Origin of the sequence: Gordonibacter sp. 28C (assembly GCF_003339845.1) — a bacterium.
In the GTDB taxonomy this organism is placed as follows: domain Bacteria; phylum Actinomycetota; class Coriobacteriia; order Coriobacteriales; family Eggerthellaceae; genus Gordonibacter.
Genome location: NZ_PPTR01000003.1, coordinates 88,748 through 104,283 on the forward strand (window position 1 = coordinate 88,748; position 15,536 = coordinate 104,283).

Here is a 15,536-nt window from a genome sequence, read left to right on the forward strand (position 1 = left end):
GTCGGCTCTGCGCCACGCGCCTATTTGCGCGGTTTGCACCACCTCCTTTCGACGTAGGCCAGCACGCAAAGGGCTATCGCGGAGAGCAAACCGGCCGCGCCGACGATGGCGTTCGCGCCATCCCCGGTTGGAGCCAATGTGCTCGAAGCACCAGAAGCAGGCATCCCCGAAGCCTCGGAAGTCGCGCCATCCCCCTTTGCAGGCGAGCCATCTCCGGAAGCTTTCGCAATGGCAAGGAAAAACTCGCTCAAACGGTCCGTAGTTATCGACACCGCGCCATTCTCTGCGATAACCGTATTCGTTTCATACGAATACGCTCCGCCGCCATCGTCGTGTCGCATGACAACGACGACCCGACGTCCGTCATAAGCAGCATCCACCGGGAATGCAATTGCCAGGTTGAGATCGTCTTTTAACAAGGTCACCCTACCGTCGGGGCTTATGCACTTCAACGTAATCGCATAGCCCAGCATCGTCTCGGTGTCGCCCGGGGCGTAGCCTTCGCGTGTCGAGACGAACGCTTCGTCACCCTCGGCAATCCGACTTACCTCGAGCAGCAACGTCGATCCATCGGCTTTGGCATCGGCCAAAATCGTTCCGGACACCGTTATGCCGGTGTCGGCGTCGCGAAGGACGGGTTCGAGAATGGAGAACGAAACCGTTTTGGCGCCAACATACCATTCGCCCGATCCGACAATCGTGGCCGTGGCCGCACCGGGATCGATGTTTCCAGCGTAGTCGACCGTGTAATCGACGCCTTTTTGAAGGATCGCCTCGCCAACTCGCACTTCAAGCTCAGGCTCGACGGGCTTGTCTTTACCGATGTAGTCCTGATCGGGAATGCTTTCGATGCGTGCTATCGACAAATCAACTTGAACCTTGAACGATGCTTCGATCGTACCACCGTAGTTGCCCAAACCTCGTATCGTCGCGGTCGCCATACCGGCCTTCGCGTTACCCGCGTACGAAACGACCTCGAAGTCGATCCCAGGCACCAAGCCCTCGATGGAAATCGCCGCTTCGACGGGGATGCCCGCATAGGCGCCCATCGCCCGAGCAACTGCCGTCATGCCGGAGATGTCCTTGCGCTCGATGGTGAAGCTCTTGTCGATGGATCCGGAATAATTGCCTATCCCCTCGACGCGCACCCAATAGGTGCCCGCCTCGCTATACCCGCCGAACGAGGAAATGATGTTCTTTTCCTCGTCGAGATAGATGGCCGCGTAGTCTTTCCCTTCTATTAACGAAGCCGATTCCGAACCGATGCCCCTCACCGTCAAGCTGGGGGTATGCCGTCCTCCGTCGTACGTAACGGCATCGATATCGTCCACTTGGAAAGGCACCGCTCTGACGGCGAACGACCCTTGCGCGCTGCCTATGTAAGACAGCGGATCGTCCGGCGTGCCCGCCCCCGTGACGACAACGACATACTCGCCGACGTTTATAAGGCTTTCGGGAGCGATCGCGTCGCCCGGCGTTCCGTCGGCGTTCTTCGCATAGTACGCAACATGGTAGTTAGCGCCGTCAACTCGCTCTTGCGCCGAATTCAGCACCGTGATTTTCGGCGTTAGAGCCGATCCGGTGTAGCTCTCGTCATCGACCTTCACGACCGCTCCCAAGGACAAGTCGTACTTAGGATCGGCCTTCACCTCGAAGGGCGCCGTGGCGGAGCCCATGTAGGCGCCCAGCTCGGAGGAGGCCTCCACCAGCCCCGTGTCCCTGATCGCCGTCACCTTGCCGGACAGCACGGCGGTGTAGGAGCCCGGCCCGGATATCTCGGACACCTCCGCGCCCGAGGCGTCGAGCACGGAGAGCGCGTAGTCGGAGCCCTTCGCGAGCCTGTTGCCGAAGGCGTCGACGACCTCCGGGTCCAGGTCGGCCGCCGCCACCGCGGAGCCGTCCCAGACCATCTCGGGGAAGGCCACCTCCACGCCCGAGGGCAGGGACCCGTCGGCGGCCTTGTTGGCCACGGCGGACCTGGTCGCCTCGGAGAGGGAGGCGTAGGCCCCCTCGGACGATATGTCGTAGGGGATCACGACCGAGGTGGCCACGCTCGAGCTGGAGGCGATCGGGGACCCGATGAGCCCCTCGGACAGCGACAGCCTCCCCTCGAGGACGGGGTTGGCGTCGATGAGCGCCTGCATCTCCCCGTAGAGCCGGTCGCCCACGCCCAGCGCCGCCATGACCTTCACGCCGTCCTTGTTCGCGAAGGAGTACTTGGCCGGCTCGGAGGCGGCCTCGGGCACCGCGAGCTCGCCCATGTCGTAGTAGCCCTCGCCCAGCCGCTCGTCGGGGTCGAGGCCCATGGCCCGCCATATGGGCGAGTAGGACGGGAGCAGCGTCACGGAGGGCGGGTACGCGGCCACGGCCGCGGCCACGGCGTCCGAGAAGGACGATCCCGAGCGGACGTTGACCACCTTGGGCGCCGGGGAGGGCGCGCCGGCCTTCGCCAGGAGGCCCTTGGACGACACCACGGTCTCCGCGAAGTTCAGGCCCAGCCAGCCCTCGGCCCTCCCGTCGTTGGTGGAGAGGTGCACGACGGCGTTCGGCTTGAGGCTGGTGGAGCCGGCCGTGCCGGAGGACTCGGGGGTGTCGGGGAACTCGCCGTCGGCGGGCGCGGCCTGCAAAAGGTCGTAGTCCACCGTGCGCTCGGCCTTCTTGACGGGCGTCCCGTCGGCGTAGAACACCGTGCCGCCGTCGGAGTCGTCGTAGACCTGGCCGCCCACGTCGGCGCCCCAGTTCTTCTGGGTCTCCCAGACGATCGAGCCGTCGGCGTTCATGATGTGGTGGGCGTAGCCGACCACGTCGAACTCGACGGAGGCCTCGCCGCGGTAGGAGCCGACGCCCTTGACGACGGCCAGGGCCCCGCCGCGGGCGGCGGTGGTCACGTTGCCGTTGTTGGAGTACTCGACCACGTAGTCGACGCCCTCCGCGAGCTCGCGTCCTCCGAGAGAGACCGAGAGCGGCGGCTTGGCGCCGCGCGTCCACGCGATCTCGTCGTCCGCCAGCGACGGCTCGCCGGAGCCGGCGCGCTGCGCGAGCAGGGCCCTGACGTCGGCCGCGCCGCCCAGCTTCGTGGCGACCTCGACGATCTGGCCCTTGACGGGGGCGATCTCGGCGGAGGACAGGTCGGTGCCGGACGTAACCGCACGGTAGACAAACGTTATCGTGTTCTTCGACGCATCCGCATCGATCACGATCTTCGCGGGCGACGAATTCGGATCCACAAGCTCGTACCCCGCCACCGCCTGCGCGGCCTCCTCGACCTCTTTGCCTACCTCGCAGTCGTCGACAACCTTGTCATCGGCTACCTTGTCGCCACCTTCATCGACGTAGCTGACGGTATAGCCGCTTTTCTGGACAGACGGCTCGTCGATCTTGAACGACCGGCTCGCGCTCCCCGTGTAGTTCCCGATGCCGGTTATCCATGCGAACCCTGTTCCCGGATCGATATTGGACGTGTAGGAAACCGTGTAATCCTTGTCCTTCTCCAAAGTCGTTTCGCCATCCGGCGCGGTAACCGTCACGGCGGGCCTGAGTTTCGAGCCGTTGGCGACGGCGTCATCGACTTCAACATCGAACGATGACAAGTCGGCGGGCGCGATGACGAAGGAGCCCGTGCGCGTTCCGACGTAGTTTCCCTTGCCTGTCATCGCGTAGCGAGCCGTGCCGACGTCGACGTTGTCGTAGTAGGCGATATCGTAGTCTTCGCCCTCCGCGAGGAAAGCCGTCGAAACGGGCTTGATCTCCTTGCCGGTATAAACCAGCGAAGCCGACCCGGTCGTGGGCTGAATGCCGTCATCGAGCATGGAGCACGGCTTGGCAATATCACCCTGCTCGAGTTCGAGCCTCCCCGTCGTCATCGAGTTGTCACCGCGAACGAACCAGGAGAACGGCTCCCCGACGCCCGCGCATCCGTACGTGCCCAAGCCGCCGATATACCGAATGTTCATATTGGTCGAGTCGAGCATCGTGACGCCTCGATACGTCACTTTGTAGGGTTCCAACTGGTCCCAGCTAACTTGTCCCGTGTTCAGGTATAGGTAGCTCGCCGATCCCTCGACCGACCAAGCGGATCGATCGGTCGTCGACAGATCGAGCACGTTCACCCTGAACGTCTTGTCTTGCTCGCACCCGCTGTAGACGCCCTTTCCGATCACTCTGACATGCCAGTCGATCTTCGTGTTGGCGCTTTGCGGCTCCAAATGGTCCGCCTTGCCGTCATCGTTGGAGATGAGCGTTTTCTTGGGTTCGGGCTTCACGCCCGCGGTCGGATCGGAGCCCATCTGTGCCCAGTAGTAAATCTCCATCTCGTAGTCGACACCCTTTTTCAGCTCGACGGCCTGCCCGCCAGAGTCCGTAAAGGTGAGGTTCAACGGCACGTCGACCGGATCCCACGTGGGATTGACGATGTCGTCGAGCGTGAACGCCTGAGCCTCCACCACGTTGAAGACCCCCGTCGTAACAGGATCGCCCGTAAGATTGGATTTCGGCGTCACCACGGCTTTATATGCGCCCACCTCGGTCGGCGTCCCATCGAGAGGCGTGCCGTCGGCTTTCTGGTAAGAAACCGTGTAGTCCCTCTCGTTTTCGAGTGTCACGTCTCCCAATTTGACCGCAACCGGCGCATCGACGATCCCGTCTTCTTTCAACGCCTGATCATGAACCTCAACCGTGCACGCATCGAAATCGGCAGGCTCGATGTCGAACGGACACGTGATGTAGCTGGTGAAACACGTGCCTGCCGTCTCAAGGTTATCCACATGGGAGAGGCTGTCGTACCGAGCTGTAACAGCCGCCCGCCCGAGGTCTCCGGTGACGTTTCGATTCGGGTTCTTTTCGTCCTTGTCCTCCTGCGGATACCCATCGCTGGAATCAGTGGGACCGTACAGGTACGAGTAGTCGCCCTTGGTCGGTGCCTGACTCAAGCTGCCGAAGTCCGCTGCCTTCAGCGTCTTGTCCAAATAGGTGATGGTCATCTCGGGTTTGATGGTTTCGCCCGTGAAGGTCACCTGCATCCCTTCGATTCGACCGCCTTCACCGTCCTGTCGGTACGGTTTCTGCGTACTCTTGTCGAACTGCCAGGTCTCGCCGTTGTATGCGATCGACTCAACCGTGCAATCGCGCACAAGGTCGGCCGGCCTTATGATGTACTGGCCGGTCTGAGTCGATCCCGCGAACGACTCCTTGCCGCGAACCTGCAATACGTACCCGGCTTCGCCGTCGTTGCCGTACGACTGGGACTTCTTAGCACTCTTGTTGCTGATGCAGCTTGAACCGCAGGTGATATTGGCGTTCGTGCCATTTTGCTCGTCCTTGTGGAAGTCCACGACACGCCCGGTCACGTTCTCGCCGGTTATCGGATCGTACACCTGAGCATCGCTGTCGGAGATGAGCCTTCCGTCGCGATCGTACACCTTGAACGCCTTGTGAGAGGTGTCCGCGTCGAGCGCCGGCACCGGCTCGCCGTCGGGGTTGCCGTCGCCGTCCAAGAACTGGATAGTGCCCTCGCTGTCGAACGCCACGTACTTCGGCGAGAGCACCGAAGTCGTGTTGTTCGTCAAGCTGTCGTAGATAACGTACGAGTACATGCTGTCGTCTATCGCGTTGCCCGCAGCATCCAGCACCTGCACGGATTCAGGGAACTGCACTTCCCAGTTGAAGATAGGGCTGGACGCCTGCACGCTGGCATCGTCCAATGTTCCGGCCCCAATGCCGTAATGGCCGAAGTTCACCAACTCGCCCTTATAGTTGCCGATGCCCTGCACGCTGTATTGATACGGACGGGGATTGTCCTCGTCGTTCACCGTGATGTCGCGCGCGCCGGCCTGCGGGACGATGATGTAGTCCACGTTCTGGAACAACTCGGTTTCACCCGACACCAAAGACACCGTCGGCACTGGATCGGCGGCCGTAGAGAAGCTGGCGTCTTTCACGCTCTTTTCTTCAAGGCTGATCGTGGCGAGCTCGACTTGACCGGTCGGGGCCGCCCACGAGTTCAAAACAGGGTATGTGTCGTTTTTCTCCTTGTTGGCGTACCAGTACACCTTGAACCCGTTGGCGCTTGCGCAATAGTTGTTGAGCACTTTCAGACCGTCGCTCGTTTGCAGGTCCGCGAGGGAAAGCACGTTGATGTTGCGATACTGCTTCCACGCCGCATCGCCCACCGCATCGCTGCCCACCTCGTCTTTGCCCACGATGACGCAACCTTCGAGCACAACGCAGTCGTGCACGTAACCGTCGTTTGAGCCCACCAACGCGCCGAATTTGTTCGAAGCCTGATGTCCAAGGCCTATCATGCCCGAATTCCAGCAAGAGTGTATCTCGGGTTTGTAATCCGGATCGTCGTTCTTGATGGCCTCGAGCGTATCGAGCTTGTCGCTACCTATTCCACCCGCGATGCCGGCCAGGTAAAAACCCGACTGGGTGTTGTTGACCTGCCCGCGGTTGTAGCTGAACGTCACATCGCCCAAGGTGAGGCCTACGATGCCGCCGGCAAACGGTTTGTTCCAGCGCGTAGAGATCACAGCGCCTTGCTCCGGATCGGCGAAAACGCCCGTTTTGCCGTTATTGTCCAAGTAGTTTCCGTTCGAGCACTCGGTGATGACCGTGTACGTGCCGGCACGACCGACAATGCCCCCAGTCGAGGCCAATGCGAACACTTTGCCGGTGTTGTAGCAGTTCTTCACCGTCAGAACATCGTCTTTCGAGCCGTTGTCCGGAGTGAGCTTCACCGAGTATTTGTCCTCCAAAACCACGGCTCGAAGATTGCCGACGATGCCTCCGCACTGGGTGGCGCCGTTGTTGGACGTGGTGTCGTACCCATAGCCATCGGTGCTCCAGTCCCCAAGCGTCGACGTGCGTATCTCGCCGGTGTTCGAGCAGTTTGAGATGCTGCCGTCGGAATACCCGGCAATGCCGCCGACGCAGCCGGGATGGGAAGACCTCAGCTGCTCGAAACGATCCCTACCGCCCTCGCCCGTGAAGGAGAGGTACACGTTACCGCTGTTCGCGCAGCCGTCTATGTCACCTGAAGCGCGGACGCCCGCGTCGAGCCCGTCCTCGCCGAACAAGCCCACCACGCCGCCGACGTTTTGCACCGTGGGAACGGTGTTGTCCCATCCGTCGATAACGGCGCTCGCGTCGTTTTCCATGGAGAGACTGCCCGAGAAGGACGAGCCGGACAAGCTCCCGGTGACCCGCCCTGCCACACCGCCGATGTTCTTCGCCACCCTAGGCGCTTCCTCGGTGGGCTCGAATGAACTAGACACCGTCAGGTTCACATTGGACGCGCACCCGGAAATCGAGCCCTCGCATAAGCCCACGACGCTTCCTATGTTCTCCACGTACGTGCTGGCGTCAACCGTTATCGTGCCGAATACGCCGACGTTGCGAACCGAGCCCGATGACGACACAACCCCGAACAAGCCCGTATTCGATTCGGCGCGTTGCGATATCATCAGGCTCAAAACCTTGTGCCCGTTGCCGTCGAAGACGCCTTTAAAGGCATGTTCGGCGTCCGTCCCCACGGGAACGAACTCGTGAGAAGTGATTGGCGTGTTGACGGAAATGTCGTTGGCCAGAACGACTCTTTCCCCCTCGAAGCTGTGGGCGGGGGCGTACGTGCCGGTGTTGCCTGTGTCCGCCGTGCCGTTCACCATGCGCGCGAACGAGTACAGATCTTTGGACGACCCCAGCGTGTAAACGCCGCTGTCGAGGCCTTCGTAATACCATCCGTAGTCTTCGTCGTTCAAAGCATCGCCCCAAGCGGCATACGCAGAGTACGCGCCACCCGCCACAAGGCAGCAAGCCAGCGCGACGACGGCCGCCATGCGGACCGCGCGACCGCGCTTCCTGGGGACGACAGAGCCAGGCCGCCGTTTCCGCCCGAGCGGTGGATCCGACGCCGCTCGGGCGTGACGACCGGCAGGCGTTTGCTGATGCGTCGTTGTTCCAGTTGTCGTAGTCACGTTGTGCTCCTTGTTCGAATTCTGCGCGTATCGCGTTGTCACCCTATTGCAGCGGGGATTCGCCCTCACCAGACGACTCTCCGTCGTTTCCGCCTTGCGTCTCGTCCGAGGAGGCCACCTCGGTGCCGCCCGTCTCCTCCGAAGGCTCCTCCGCGCCCCCATCGGTTTCGGTCAGCATGTACAGCTTGCCCGACGAGGGATCTTGATACACCTTTCCCAATTCCATATAAGGGTTCGTGGTGGACGTGATCTCTCCCACGATCTCCTCCACGTCGTCGACCTGTTGCATGTCCGCTTGGTCGAACTCCGTGATGTTGGGTAAGTCGAGGTTCCAAAAAACCACCAGAGCCATCATCAAACCGCAAGCGAACACGAGCATGACGTCAGCCAAATTCGCAAGCGAGCTCATAGGGTCGGCACTGTCGTCTGAGTCGAACGGCTTGTCCAAAAAACTGCTGTTGCCGAAGGTGTACCGCATGGCTCACTCCGTCGCCGCAGTCGCGTCGCCCACCATGGCCGAAGAAGCCTGCGACGATACCGGAATACGCTGGGTCGTTCCCATTTGGGCGGGAAGTGAACCTCCCGCATTGGGCAGGTCCGCCTCGTCGGTGCGCACCGGATCTCCGCGCTTCGCCGGCACCTCGTAACCGTGAGGCAGCTTCACTCCGGCCTCTCGCGCCTCATCGGCTTTTTCAAGAATGGCCGTGACCGCAGCCTCCACCGCCGACAGGTACTTTCCGTACCAAGCCTTGCGAATACGGCTCACGAACAGGCAGATAGCCGCAGCGACAAGACCGGCGACCGTGGTGTCAAATGCGATGAGCAGCGAGGTGGACAGCGCATCTATATCTCCTTGACCCATAGCGACGATGCCGGGACCCAGGGGAATGAGCGTGCCCATGAGACCGAACATCGGCGCCACCTTCGATGCGAAATCGGTTCGCCCGGCGATACGCCGATACCGCTCGTCAAGCCCCGCCACCTCGCGCTTGGCAAGCGCGTAGAGGTCGGTTTGGGGCAACCCCATGTTTCGCGAAACCGTGAGCAGCGCCTGCTTCTGGTGCTTGAGCATGCCGCTCTGCCCGATAACATCGTCCACTTCGCTATAGCTCGCTTCGTACACGGCGTTCACGAAGCGCGGCACGTTCTCGCGATAGTGCCGCCGCTCCATGATCACCTCGACAACGAGCGAACCGACGCAGAACACTGCGTACACGATGAGCGCGGCCAACACGATCATCACCGGTACAAGCAGGTCTTGAGACACCAAATGTAGAATATCCTTCAAGTACAGCTCACCGTTCATAGGGCCATTTCCCTTCTCAACCTCGTCCTAGACATGAATCCACCCACCGTCATCACCGCGAGCACGCCTGGCAGCAGGAACGGCTCGAGCGGATTGCATAAATCAACGGGATCGATATTCGACTCGGCTTTGCTCATCATCTCGAACACCTGCCAACGCTTGCCGCTCCCGTCTCCTCCGCCCGCGCCCGAATCGGCTCCCTGGGAGGCGTCGGCGTTGGACTCTGTCTGATTGGACAGACCGAGCACCGTCTGGGTGCCGGACGCGTCAGAAGAACCGGCATCGGATCCTGGTCCCGTGCCAACGGTTCCGGTGCCCTCGCCGTTCGGACCGGAGGGGTTGGTCGTCTCGTTCCCAGGATTCTTTTCCCGTATCGGCGCGGCTCCTTGCATGACAATTTTGACAGTGTTGATGAATTTGACCGTTTTTTCGCCTGCGGAGTCCGTTAGGCTCGAAGAGCCGAGCACCAAGCGGAACCGGCGCCCCTCGCCCATGCCGCCGAAGTCCTTCTCCGTCGTATCGGGGCGCCAGCTGTCGCGCAAGGCCAGCATCGGCTCTGCTGCGACCCTTCCGTTCTCAACGCCGATGTCCATGTTCGGGAAGTAATAGCTTGGACGGTTGAACAGATAATCGGCGGAAATCTTGTTGCCGCCGCCACCGCCCTTGTTGTCGTTCGCGAAAAATTGGAAATACGAAACCTCGCCCGCAACTAGCTCGAGATCAGCGAGAAACCTCGACAGCGTCACGCCCTCGGCGGACAGCGTCGCGTAATGGCCGTTGTTCGTCACCACCGTATATGCGGCCTGCGCGGTTCCCAGTGCCGCGAAGGACCCGACGTCGTAGACCTTGGTCTTCGCCGGCGTATCGATGCCGTTCGCGATGTCCTCTTCGTAGGTTATCTCCACCTTAAGCGAATTCGACGGCCAGTTCTCGGCGTTGTAGCGCCCTGTGTCGATGACAACGTACACGTACCCCGAAACACTGCCATCCATGCCTCCCGACACCGTCGCCACCGCGCGCACGGAGCCGTCGTCCTTGGGCTTTATCCTGCCGGTGTCGGGATTGATGTAGCATATCTCCGAATCGGTGACCGACCAGACGAGGTTGTCTATCCGATCGCCTTCCCAGGTATGCTTCTCTGTACCGTCGCTATAGTAGACCGTAGCGTACAAATCGGCACCTTCGGTGCCGTCGAGCGTCTCTTTGAACATGACGCGCTCGTCTCTGTATGGCGTGCCGTCCGCTTTGGTAACGGCAACTTCGGTCACATAGGCACCATCCTGTCCGACGATCTTGACATCGATTCGTCCAACCACTTCTCCGTATTTCTGCGAGGTGCACGTGATGGTGACGATTCCGTCCGCAAGAGCCGTCAGCATACCGGCGGGGTCGACGGTCGCAATGCCGGTATCGCCCGAAGTCCAAAGCAAAGGTACGCTCTGCGATGCCGCCGGCTCCGTCTTTCCCGTACTCCACGTGACCGATGCGAGAAGCTGAATCTTGCCGCCTTTTTGCTTCACCGTCGGAATCTGCCCCTGCGCGACATCGGGATACCAAACGGGGTTGTCCGCTTCCGCATCGTAGTATCCGACGATCAGATCGGTCAATGCGGGCGTCTCCGCCTGCCGCTCCTCGCTTGTCAAGGTAACCGTGCTTCCAGGCACCACAGAAGTTGACGCCGCAGGATCCTGACTCGTAACGACTGAAGTGCTGGTTTCCGGGCCGTTGACAGCGACGGAAAGTCCAAGGGCTTCGATCTGCGAGCGCGCGGCGGGAACCGCAGCGCCCATCACATACGGTACGTTGACGTACGTCGGCTCAACCGGAGGATCGACCTCGCCTTCGCCTTCTTCGACAGAGCCTTCATCGCCGTCTGCGGCAAAGGCGGCCTGGTGCGACGTCTCCAAGGAAAAGCCCGTATCGGCGACAACGATAGAAGGAACGCACAACGAGACGCACAGAACAGACGCCGTAAACAGAGCTAGCATACGTCGAGCGACGTCGTTTGAAGCGAGAACAACGCGAACGAACGAGAACGGACGTTGCACAAAGCGGTGCGATGGCGCCTTCATCGAAGAGCCCTCCCCCTGTACGTCGATTCCGGCCCCGAACACATAGGTCGCCCGCTTTCGACGCGAGCGTGCCCGTGCGCCGAAAGCGGGCGCCAAGAAGCGCCCGCCGCACCGCGTGCTTCGCTCGCCCGTTTCGTATCGCTACCCCGCATGCTCTTCCTCTCTACATCTTTTATCTCGTGCACGAATTATTCAATTTTAAGAATATATTTCGATTTTCATTATAGTTTTATTAGTACAAACGGGAACCTAGACCTTTGGTTTAGGTTACGTGGAATCGGCAAACCTTTAACATGTTGATTGCGCCTTTCAACATCGAAGCCGATCGAGAAGCCATGCGAGCCAAGGCAGGTGCAAAACATAAAAATCATGCGGACTATCTGATTCAGTTTTCCATGTATCGCGGTCAACATTGTATTATTATGAGAGTATTCTAAAGAAAGAATATCGAAGAGGATCGACCACGAAAGCGTGAACCGTGTCCCTGCACCTGCGCGACATATCGAACGAGGAGCTGCGCCGCTGGTGCGGATTCTCGTTGTTCGCAGCTTGGCTCGTGCTGCTGCCGCGCACCGTCATGACGAACTCGACGGTCATGCACTCCCACGCGCTCGCCCTCGGTTGTGTTTTCGTCGCGCTGTTCGTCGTGTTGGCCGCTGCCGACGCGGTGCGTGCAGGCCGAGGCGAGCGGATACTGCTCGTCTTGTGCGCCGTCGTGGGCACCGTCTCGGGATTGGCCTTTTTGGCCCAACCGGGGACGAATGCGAGGTTCGCCTGCTTTGCAGCGGAGATGGCCGCCTGCATCGGCCTGCTGTTGCATTGGGGGCGGCTGTTGGCGTCGCAGCCGCTGGACAAGCTGTTCGCCTGCGCGCTCGGGGCTCTTGCAGCCACCGCCGCCCTGCATTTCCTCGTTGTGGGTTTAGGCGCCGCCGTTTCGTTGCTGGGCAACGCCCATGCGTTTTCGGACTTCATGCTGGGGGCTTTGGCTTTGCTGCCAGCGGCTTCCAGCATGTTGGGCTGGCCGACGACTCCCCATGCGAGCGACGCCCTGTGGACGGAGGGTTCGGACGCGGCTTTCGCGCCTCCGGAAGACGCGGCGATCGAGCCGGTCCGCGAAAGTCGATCAAAGGCCACGCACGTATCCGTGCCCCTTTCTTACACCGTCATCCTCTGTCTGGCCTCGTTCATCGCATCGTTCGTGAGCGGGTTCACCTATCTGCCCCACTACGTTGATTGGAACCTCACGGCCAGCTTGCGTTCGACCATCGTTCTGGCAGCGGCCGTCTGCGCAGGGCGGTACCTGCTGCGAAAGCCGGTGCTCACGCTGTCCCACGCGAACGTGCTGTTGCTGTTCAGCTTGCTGCTCACGGTGCTGGGTCTTTCGGCCCTCACCGTGAACGACCCGGCGGTGTCCGTGGTCGCGCGCGGCATGCTGGATGCCGCGCGCGACTGCTATTTCGCTGTGGCGCTCGTGCTGTTCTGCGGCCTCGTTCGGGAATACCGGCTGCCCTTCCTGCCCGCGTTCGCGTTGGGCATGCTGGGCACGGGGCTCTTCTGGGGCTACGACCTGGGCGTGTTCGCGAAACGCCTTCTCGGCTACGATCTGCAGACGCTCGCACCCCTTTCGGCAGCATGCACCGCCGTGCTGGCCGCCGCCTTCTTCCTGCTGTTCGTGCGCGGGCCGGGTCGCGCAAGCGAGTCGCCGGAGGCTCTCGACACCGCAAGGGGCGGCGCGAACCCGAGAGCTCGAAAGGATACGTCGGTCGACGGCACAGCGTCTGCCGACGAAACGCGGAAGGCTCCCGAGCCCGAACCGCAACTCGACGCCGCCTCGGCCCGCCAGATCATCGAGAAGACGCACGAGGACGTACTCGCCCCCTACCAGCTGTCGCCCCGCGAGCTGCAGGTGTCGCTGCTCGTGTTGGACGGCTTCACCGCTGCGGCCGCTTCCGAAAAGCTGGGCATATCCATCGCCACCGTGAAGTTCCACTTGGGGAACGCCTATCGCAAAATCGGCATCCAATCCAAATCGGAGCTCGTCCAGCTGGCAAAACGCAGCGAGGAAGCAATCGTGGACGAGGGAAAGGAAACGCCGCATGCCGAGTGAACACCGTTCCCCTCTCACGCGTCGCAGGTTCGTGCAGGGCGCCGTGCTCGCCTTGGCGGCCGGCGCGGCGGGCGGGCTCGTGTCCGGCTGCACGGCGTTCGACGAGTTTTTCACCGGCAAGCGCGTGCTGGCCGACGACACGGGACGCGACGTGACCATACCCACGCCCTCCGCGCTCTCGAACGTGTACTTCACCTCCGGTCTGGCGCAGGTGTTCTGCTTCACCATGGCACCCGACCTGCTGGCGGGAACCGCCATCTCGTTCACCAACGAGCAACTGGAGCTTCTGCCCGTGGGAACCGGCGATCTCGCCTTTATGGGCTCGCTCTCCCAAGGAAGCGTCATCGACAAGGACATGCTGCGCTATCAAAACGTGCAGCTCATCTTCTCCATTTCGGGCACCGACCTCACCGACGTGAACGTGGCCGACGCGCTGGCGTTGCAAGAGCAGACGGGCATACCCGTGTTCCTGATCGACGGCTCGTTCGACCGCATTGGCGACACGTACCGGCTGCTGGGCAACGCGCTGGGCCGGCCCGAGCGCGCCGAGGAGCTGGCGGCGTATTGCGAGCGCATCTACCGCGACGTCACGCAGGCGGTGTCCGGCGTGCCGAAGTCGCAGCGCGTGCGCTACTACTTCGCCGAAGGGCCCGAGGGCCTGCAAACCGAACCGAACGCCTCGCAGCATTCGCTGGCCTTCCAGGTGGCGGGCGGCGCGAACGTGGCCGCCGACGCGCCGCTGTCCCTGGGGCGCAACGACATGGCCGACGTGACCGTGGAGCAAGTCGCGGAGTGGGACCCGGAGGTCATCGTCGCGTGGGACTGGCAGAGCAGGGGCGGCGCCGACCAGCTCATCCGCGCCTCGTCAGCCTGGCAGGACGTCTCCGCCGTGAAGAACGGCCGCGTGTACGCCATGCCGCACGTGCCCTTCCCCTTCTGCGACCGCCCGCCCGGCGTGAACCGCTTCCTGGGCATCCAGTGGCTGGCGAACCTGTTCTACCCCGGCTACTACGACGTGGACATGGTGGAGGTCGTGCGCGACTTCTGCTCCACCTGCTACTGGCGCGACATCAGCCGCGCCCAAGCCGAGCGGATCTTGGGGATGGAGGGGTAGCGCTCCTCCTTGCAGGATTGGCCCTGCCCCGGCTCGCCCTGCGCGGGCCGCGCCGCATTCCCCACCCCGCTACAGCGGCACGCACACGGTGGTGCGGCTGCCGGTGGACAGCTCCACGTCGATGACGTTGAGCTGGGTGTGGTAGATATCCTCCAGCTGCTCGCGGGTCATGACGTCGCGGGGCGCGCCCTCGGCGCCGATGAGGCCGTCCTTCATCACGATGACGCGATCGGCGCAGTAGAACGCGTGGTAGGGGTCGTGCGTCACCATGAGCACGCTCACGCCCGTCTTCGCCAGGTCCTTCATGCGCGACAGCACGATCTGCTGGTTGCCGAAGTCGAGGCTCGCCGTGGGCTCGTCCATGATGATGAGGTCGGGCTGCTGCGTGAGCGCCCGCGCCACCAAGATGAGCTGCTGCTGGCCGCCCGAGAGCTTCGTGTACGTGCGCTGTGCCAAATGGTCGATACCCAGAAGGCACATGGCCCTCCATGCGATGCGTCGGTCCTCCGGCGTGGTGCGCGACATGCGCCCCACGTAGGGCGTGCGCCCCATGAGCACCACGTCGGCCACGCTGAACGGGAACGGCGGCGTGTGCGCCTGGGGGATGTAGGCGAACATCTGCGCACGCTCGCGGTCGGTGAGGTGCAGCACGCTCTTGCCCTCCATGGTCACCTCGCCCGACAGCGGCTTGATAAGGCCCAGGATGTTCTTCAGCAGCGTGGTCTTGCCGCAGCCGTTCGCGCCGATGACGCACACGAAGTCGCCGCGCGCCACGTCGAACGACACGCCGTGCACGATCTCCTTGCGCCCGTAGCCGCAGTGCAGGTCGTGCACCTTGAGCAGGGATCCTCCCGACTCGTGGACGCGCCACGCCGACGCCGCAGCGGACGCGCCGGCACCGCCGGCAACCGCGCCCCTATCCACCGCCGCGGCCGCGCCGCCCTTCTCCATCGCCTCGAGCGCCACG

At 62.1% G+C, this 15,536-nt stretch carries 7 protein-coding genes; 2 read left to right on the forward strand and 5 right to left on the reverse strand.

All coding sequences use genetic code 11. The annotated features are described in order from the left end of the window. Nucleotides 1-20: 20 nt before the first annotated feature. The 4 genes from C1878_RS04660 to C1878_RS04675 all read right to left on the reverse strand — a co-directional run bounded on the left by C1878_RS04660 (nt 21) and on the right by C1878_RS04675 (nt 11,348). The gene (locus tag C1878_RS04660; RefSeq protein ID WP_158539720.1) at nt 21-7,832 is read right to left on the reverse strand and encodes a GLUG motif-containing protein; all 7,812 of its coding nucleotides are present in this window, start codon (nt 7,830-7,832) and stop codon (nt 21-23) included. Between the two features lie 181 nt (nt 7,833-8,013). After that, nucleotides 8,014-8,448, reverse strand: coding sequence for a DUF2149 domain-containing protein (locus C1878_RS04665; protein ID WP_114600538.1), 435 nt, complete (start codon nt 8,446-8,448; stop codon nt 8,014-8,016). Between the two features lie 3 nt (nt 8,449-8,451). Continuing rightward, a complete protein-coding gene (locus tag C1878_RS04670) occupies nt 8,452-9,276 on the reverse strand; it encodes a MotA/TolQ/ExbB proton channel family protein (protein WP_114600539.1) in 825 nt (274 codons plus the stop codon). After that, nucleotides 9,273-11,348 carry an Ig-like domain-containing protein gene (locus tag C1878_RS04675; protein WP_114600540.1) on the reverse strand — a complete coding sequence of 692 codons (2,076 nt, stop codon included), beginning with the start codon at nt 11,346-11,348 and terminating at the stop codon, nt 9,273-9,275. Before C1878_RS04675 ends, C1878_RS04670 begins: the two co-directional genes overlap by 4 nt. A gap of 478 nt (nt 11,349-11,826) precedes the next feature. Here C1878_RS04675 and C1878_RS04680 point away from each other — a divergent pair, with 478 nt between their 5' ends. After that, nucleotides 11,827-13,455 carry a LuxR C-terminal-related transcriptional regulator gene (locus tag C1878_RS04680; RefSeq protein WP_114600541.1) on the forward strand — a complete coding sequence of 543 codons (1,629 nt, stop codon included), beginning with the start codon at nt 11,827-11,829 and terminating at the stop codon, nt 13,453-13,455. Then, complete coding sequence (locus C1878_RS04685; RefSeq protein WP_114600542.1) at nt 13,445-14,569, forward strand: ABC transporter substrate-binding protein; 1,125 nt, start codon at nt 13,445-13,447, stop codon at nt 14,567-14,569. Before C1878_RS04680 ends, C1878_RS04685 begins: the two co-directional genes overlap by 11 nt. A gap of 69 nt (nt 14,570-14,638) precedes the next feature. On the opposite strand, the gene C1878_RS04690 is transcribed toward C1878_RS04685, so the two are convergent. Then, nucleotides 14,639-15,535 (reverse strand): ABC transporter ATP-binding protein, encoded by an 897-nt coding sequence (locus C1878_RS04690; RefSeq protein WP_241963606.1) that lies wholly within the window; start codon nt 15,533-15,535, stop codon nt 14,639-14,641. Between the last annotated feature and the right edge of the window lies 1 nt (nt 15,536).

Coding starts and splice junctions, on each gene's coding strand:
- C1878_RS04660 (WP_158539720.1), bottom strand. CDS start 7,832: ATGGCGGCCGTCGTCGCGCTGGCTTGCTGCCTTGTGGCGGGTGGCGCG.
- C1878_RS04665 (WP_114600538.1), bottom strand. CDS start 8,448: ATGCGGTACACCTTCGGCAACAGCAGTTTTTTGGACAAGCCGTTCGAC.
- C1878_RS04670 (WP_114600539.1), bottom strand. CDS start 9,276: ATGAACGGTGAGCTGTACTTGAAGGATATTCTACATTTGGTGTCTCAA.
- C1878_RS04675 (WP_114600540.1), bottom strand. CDS start 11,348: ATGAAGGCGCCATCGCACCGCTTTGTGCAACGTCCGTTCTCGTTCGTT.
- C1878_RS04685 (WP_114600542.1), top strand. CDS start 13,445: ATGCCGAGTGAACACCGTTCCCCTCTCACGCGTCGCAGGTTCGTGCAG.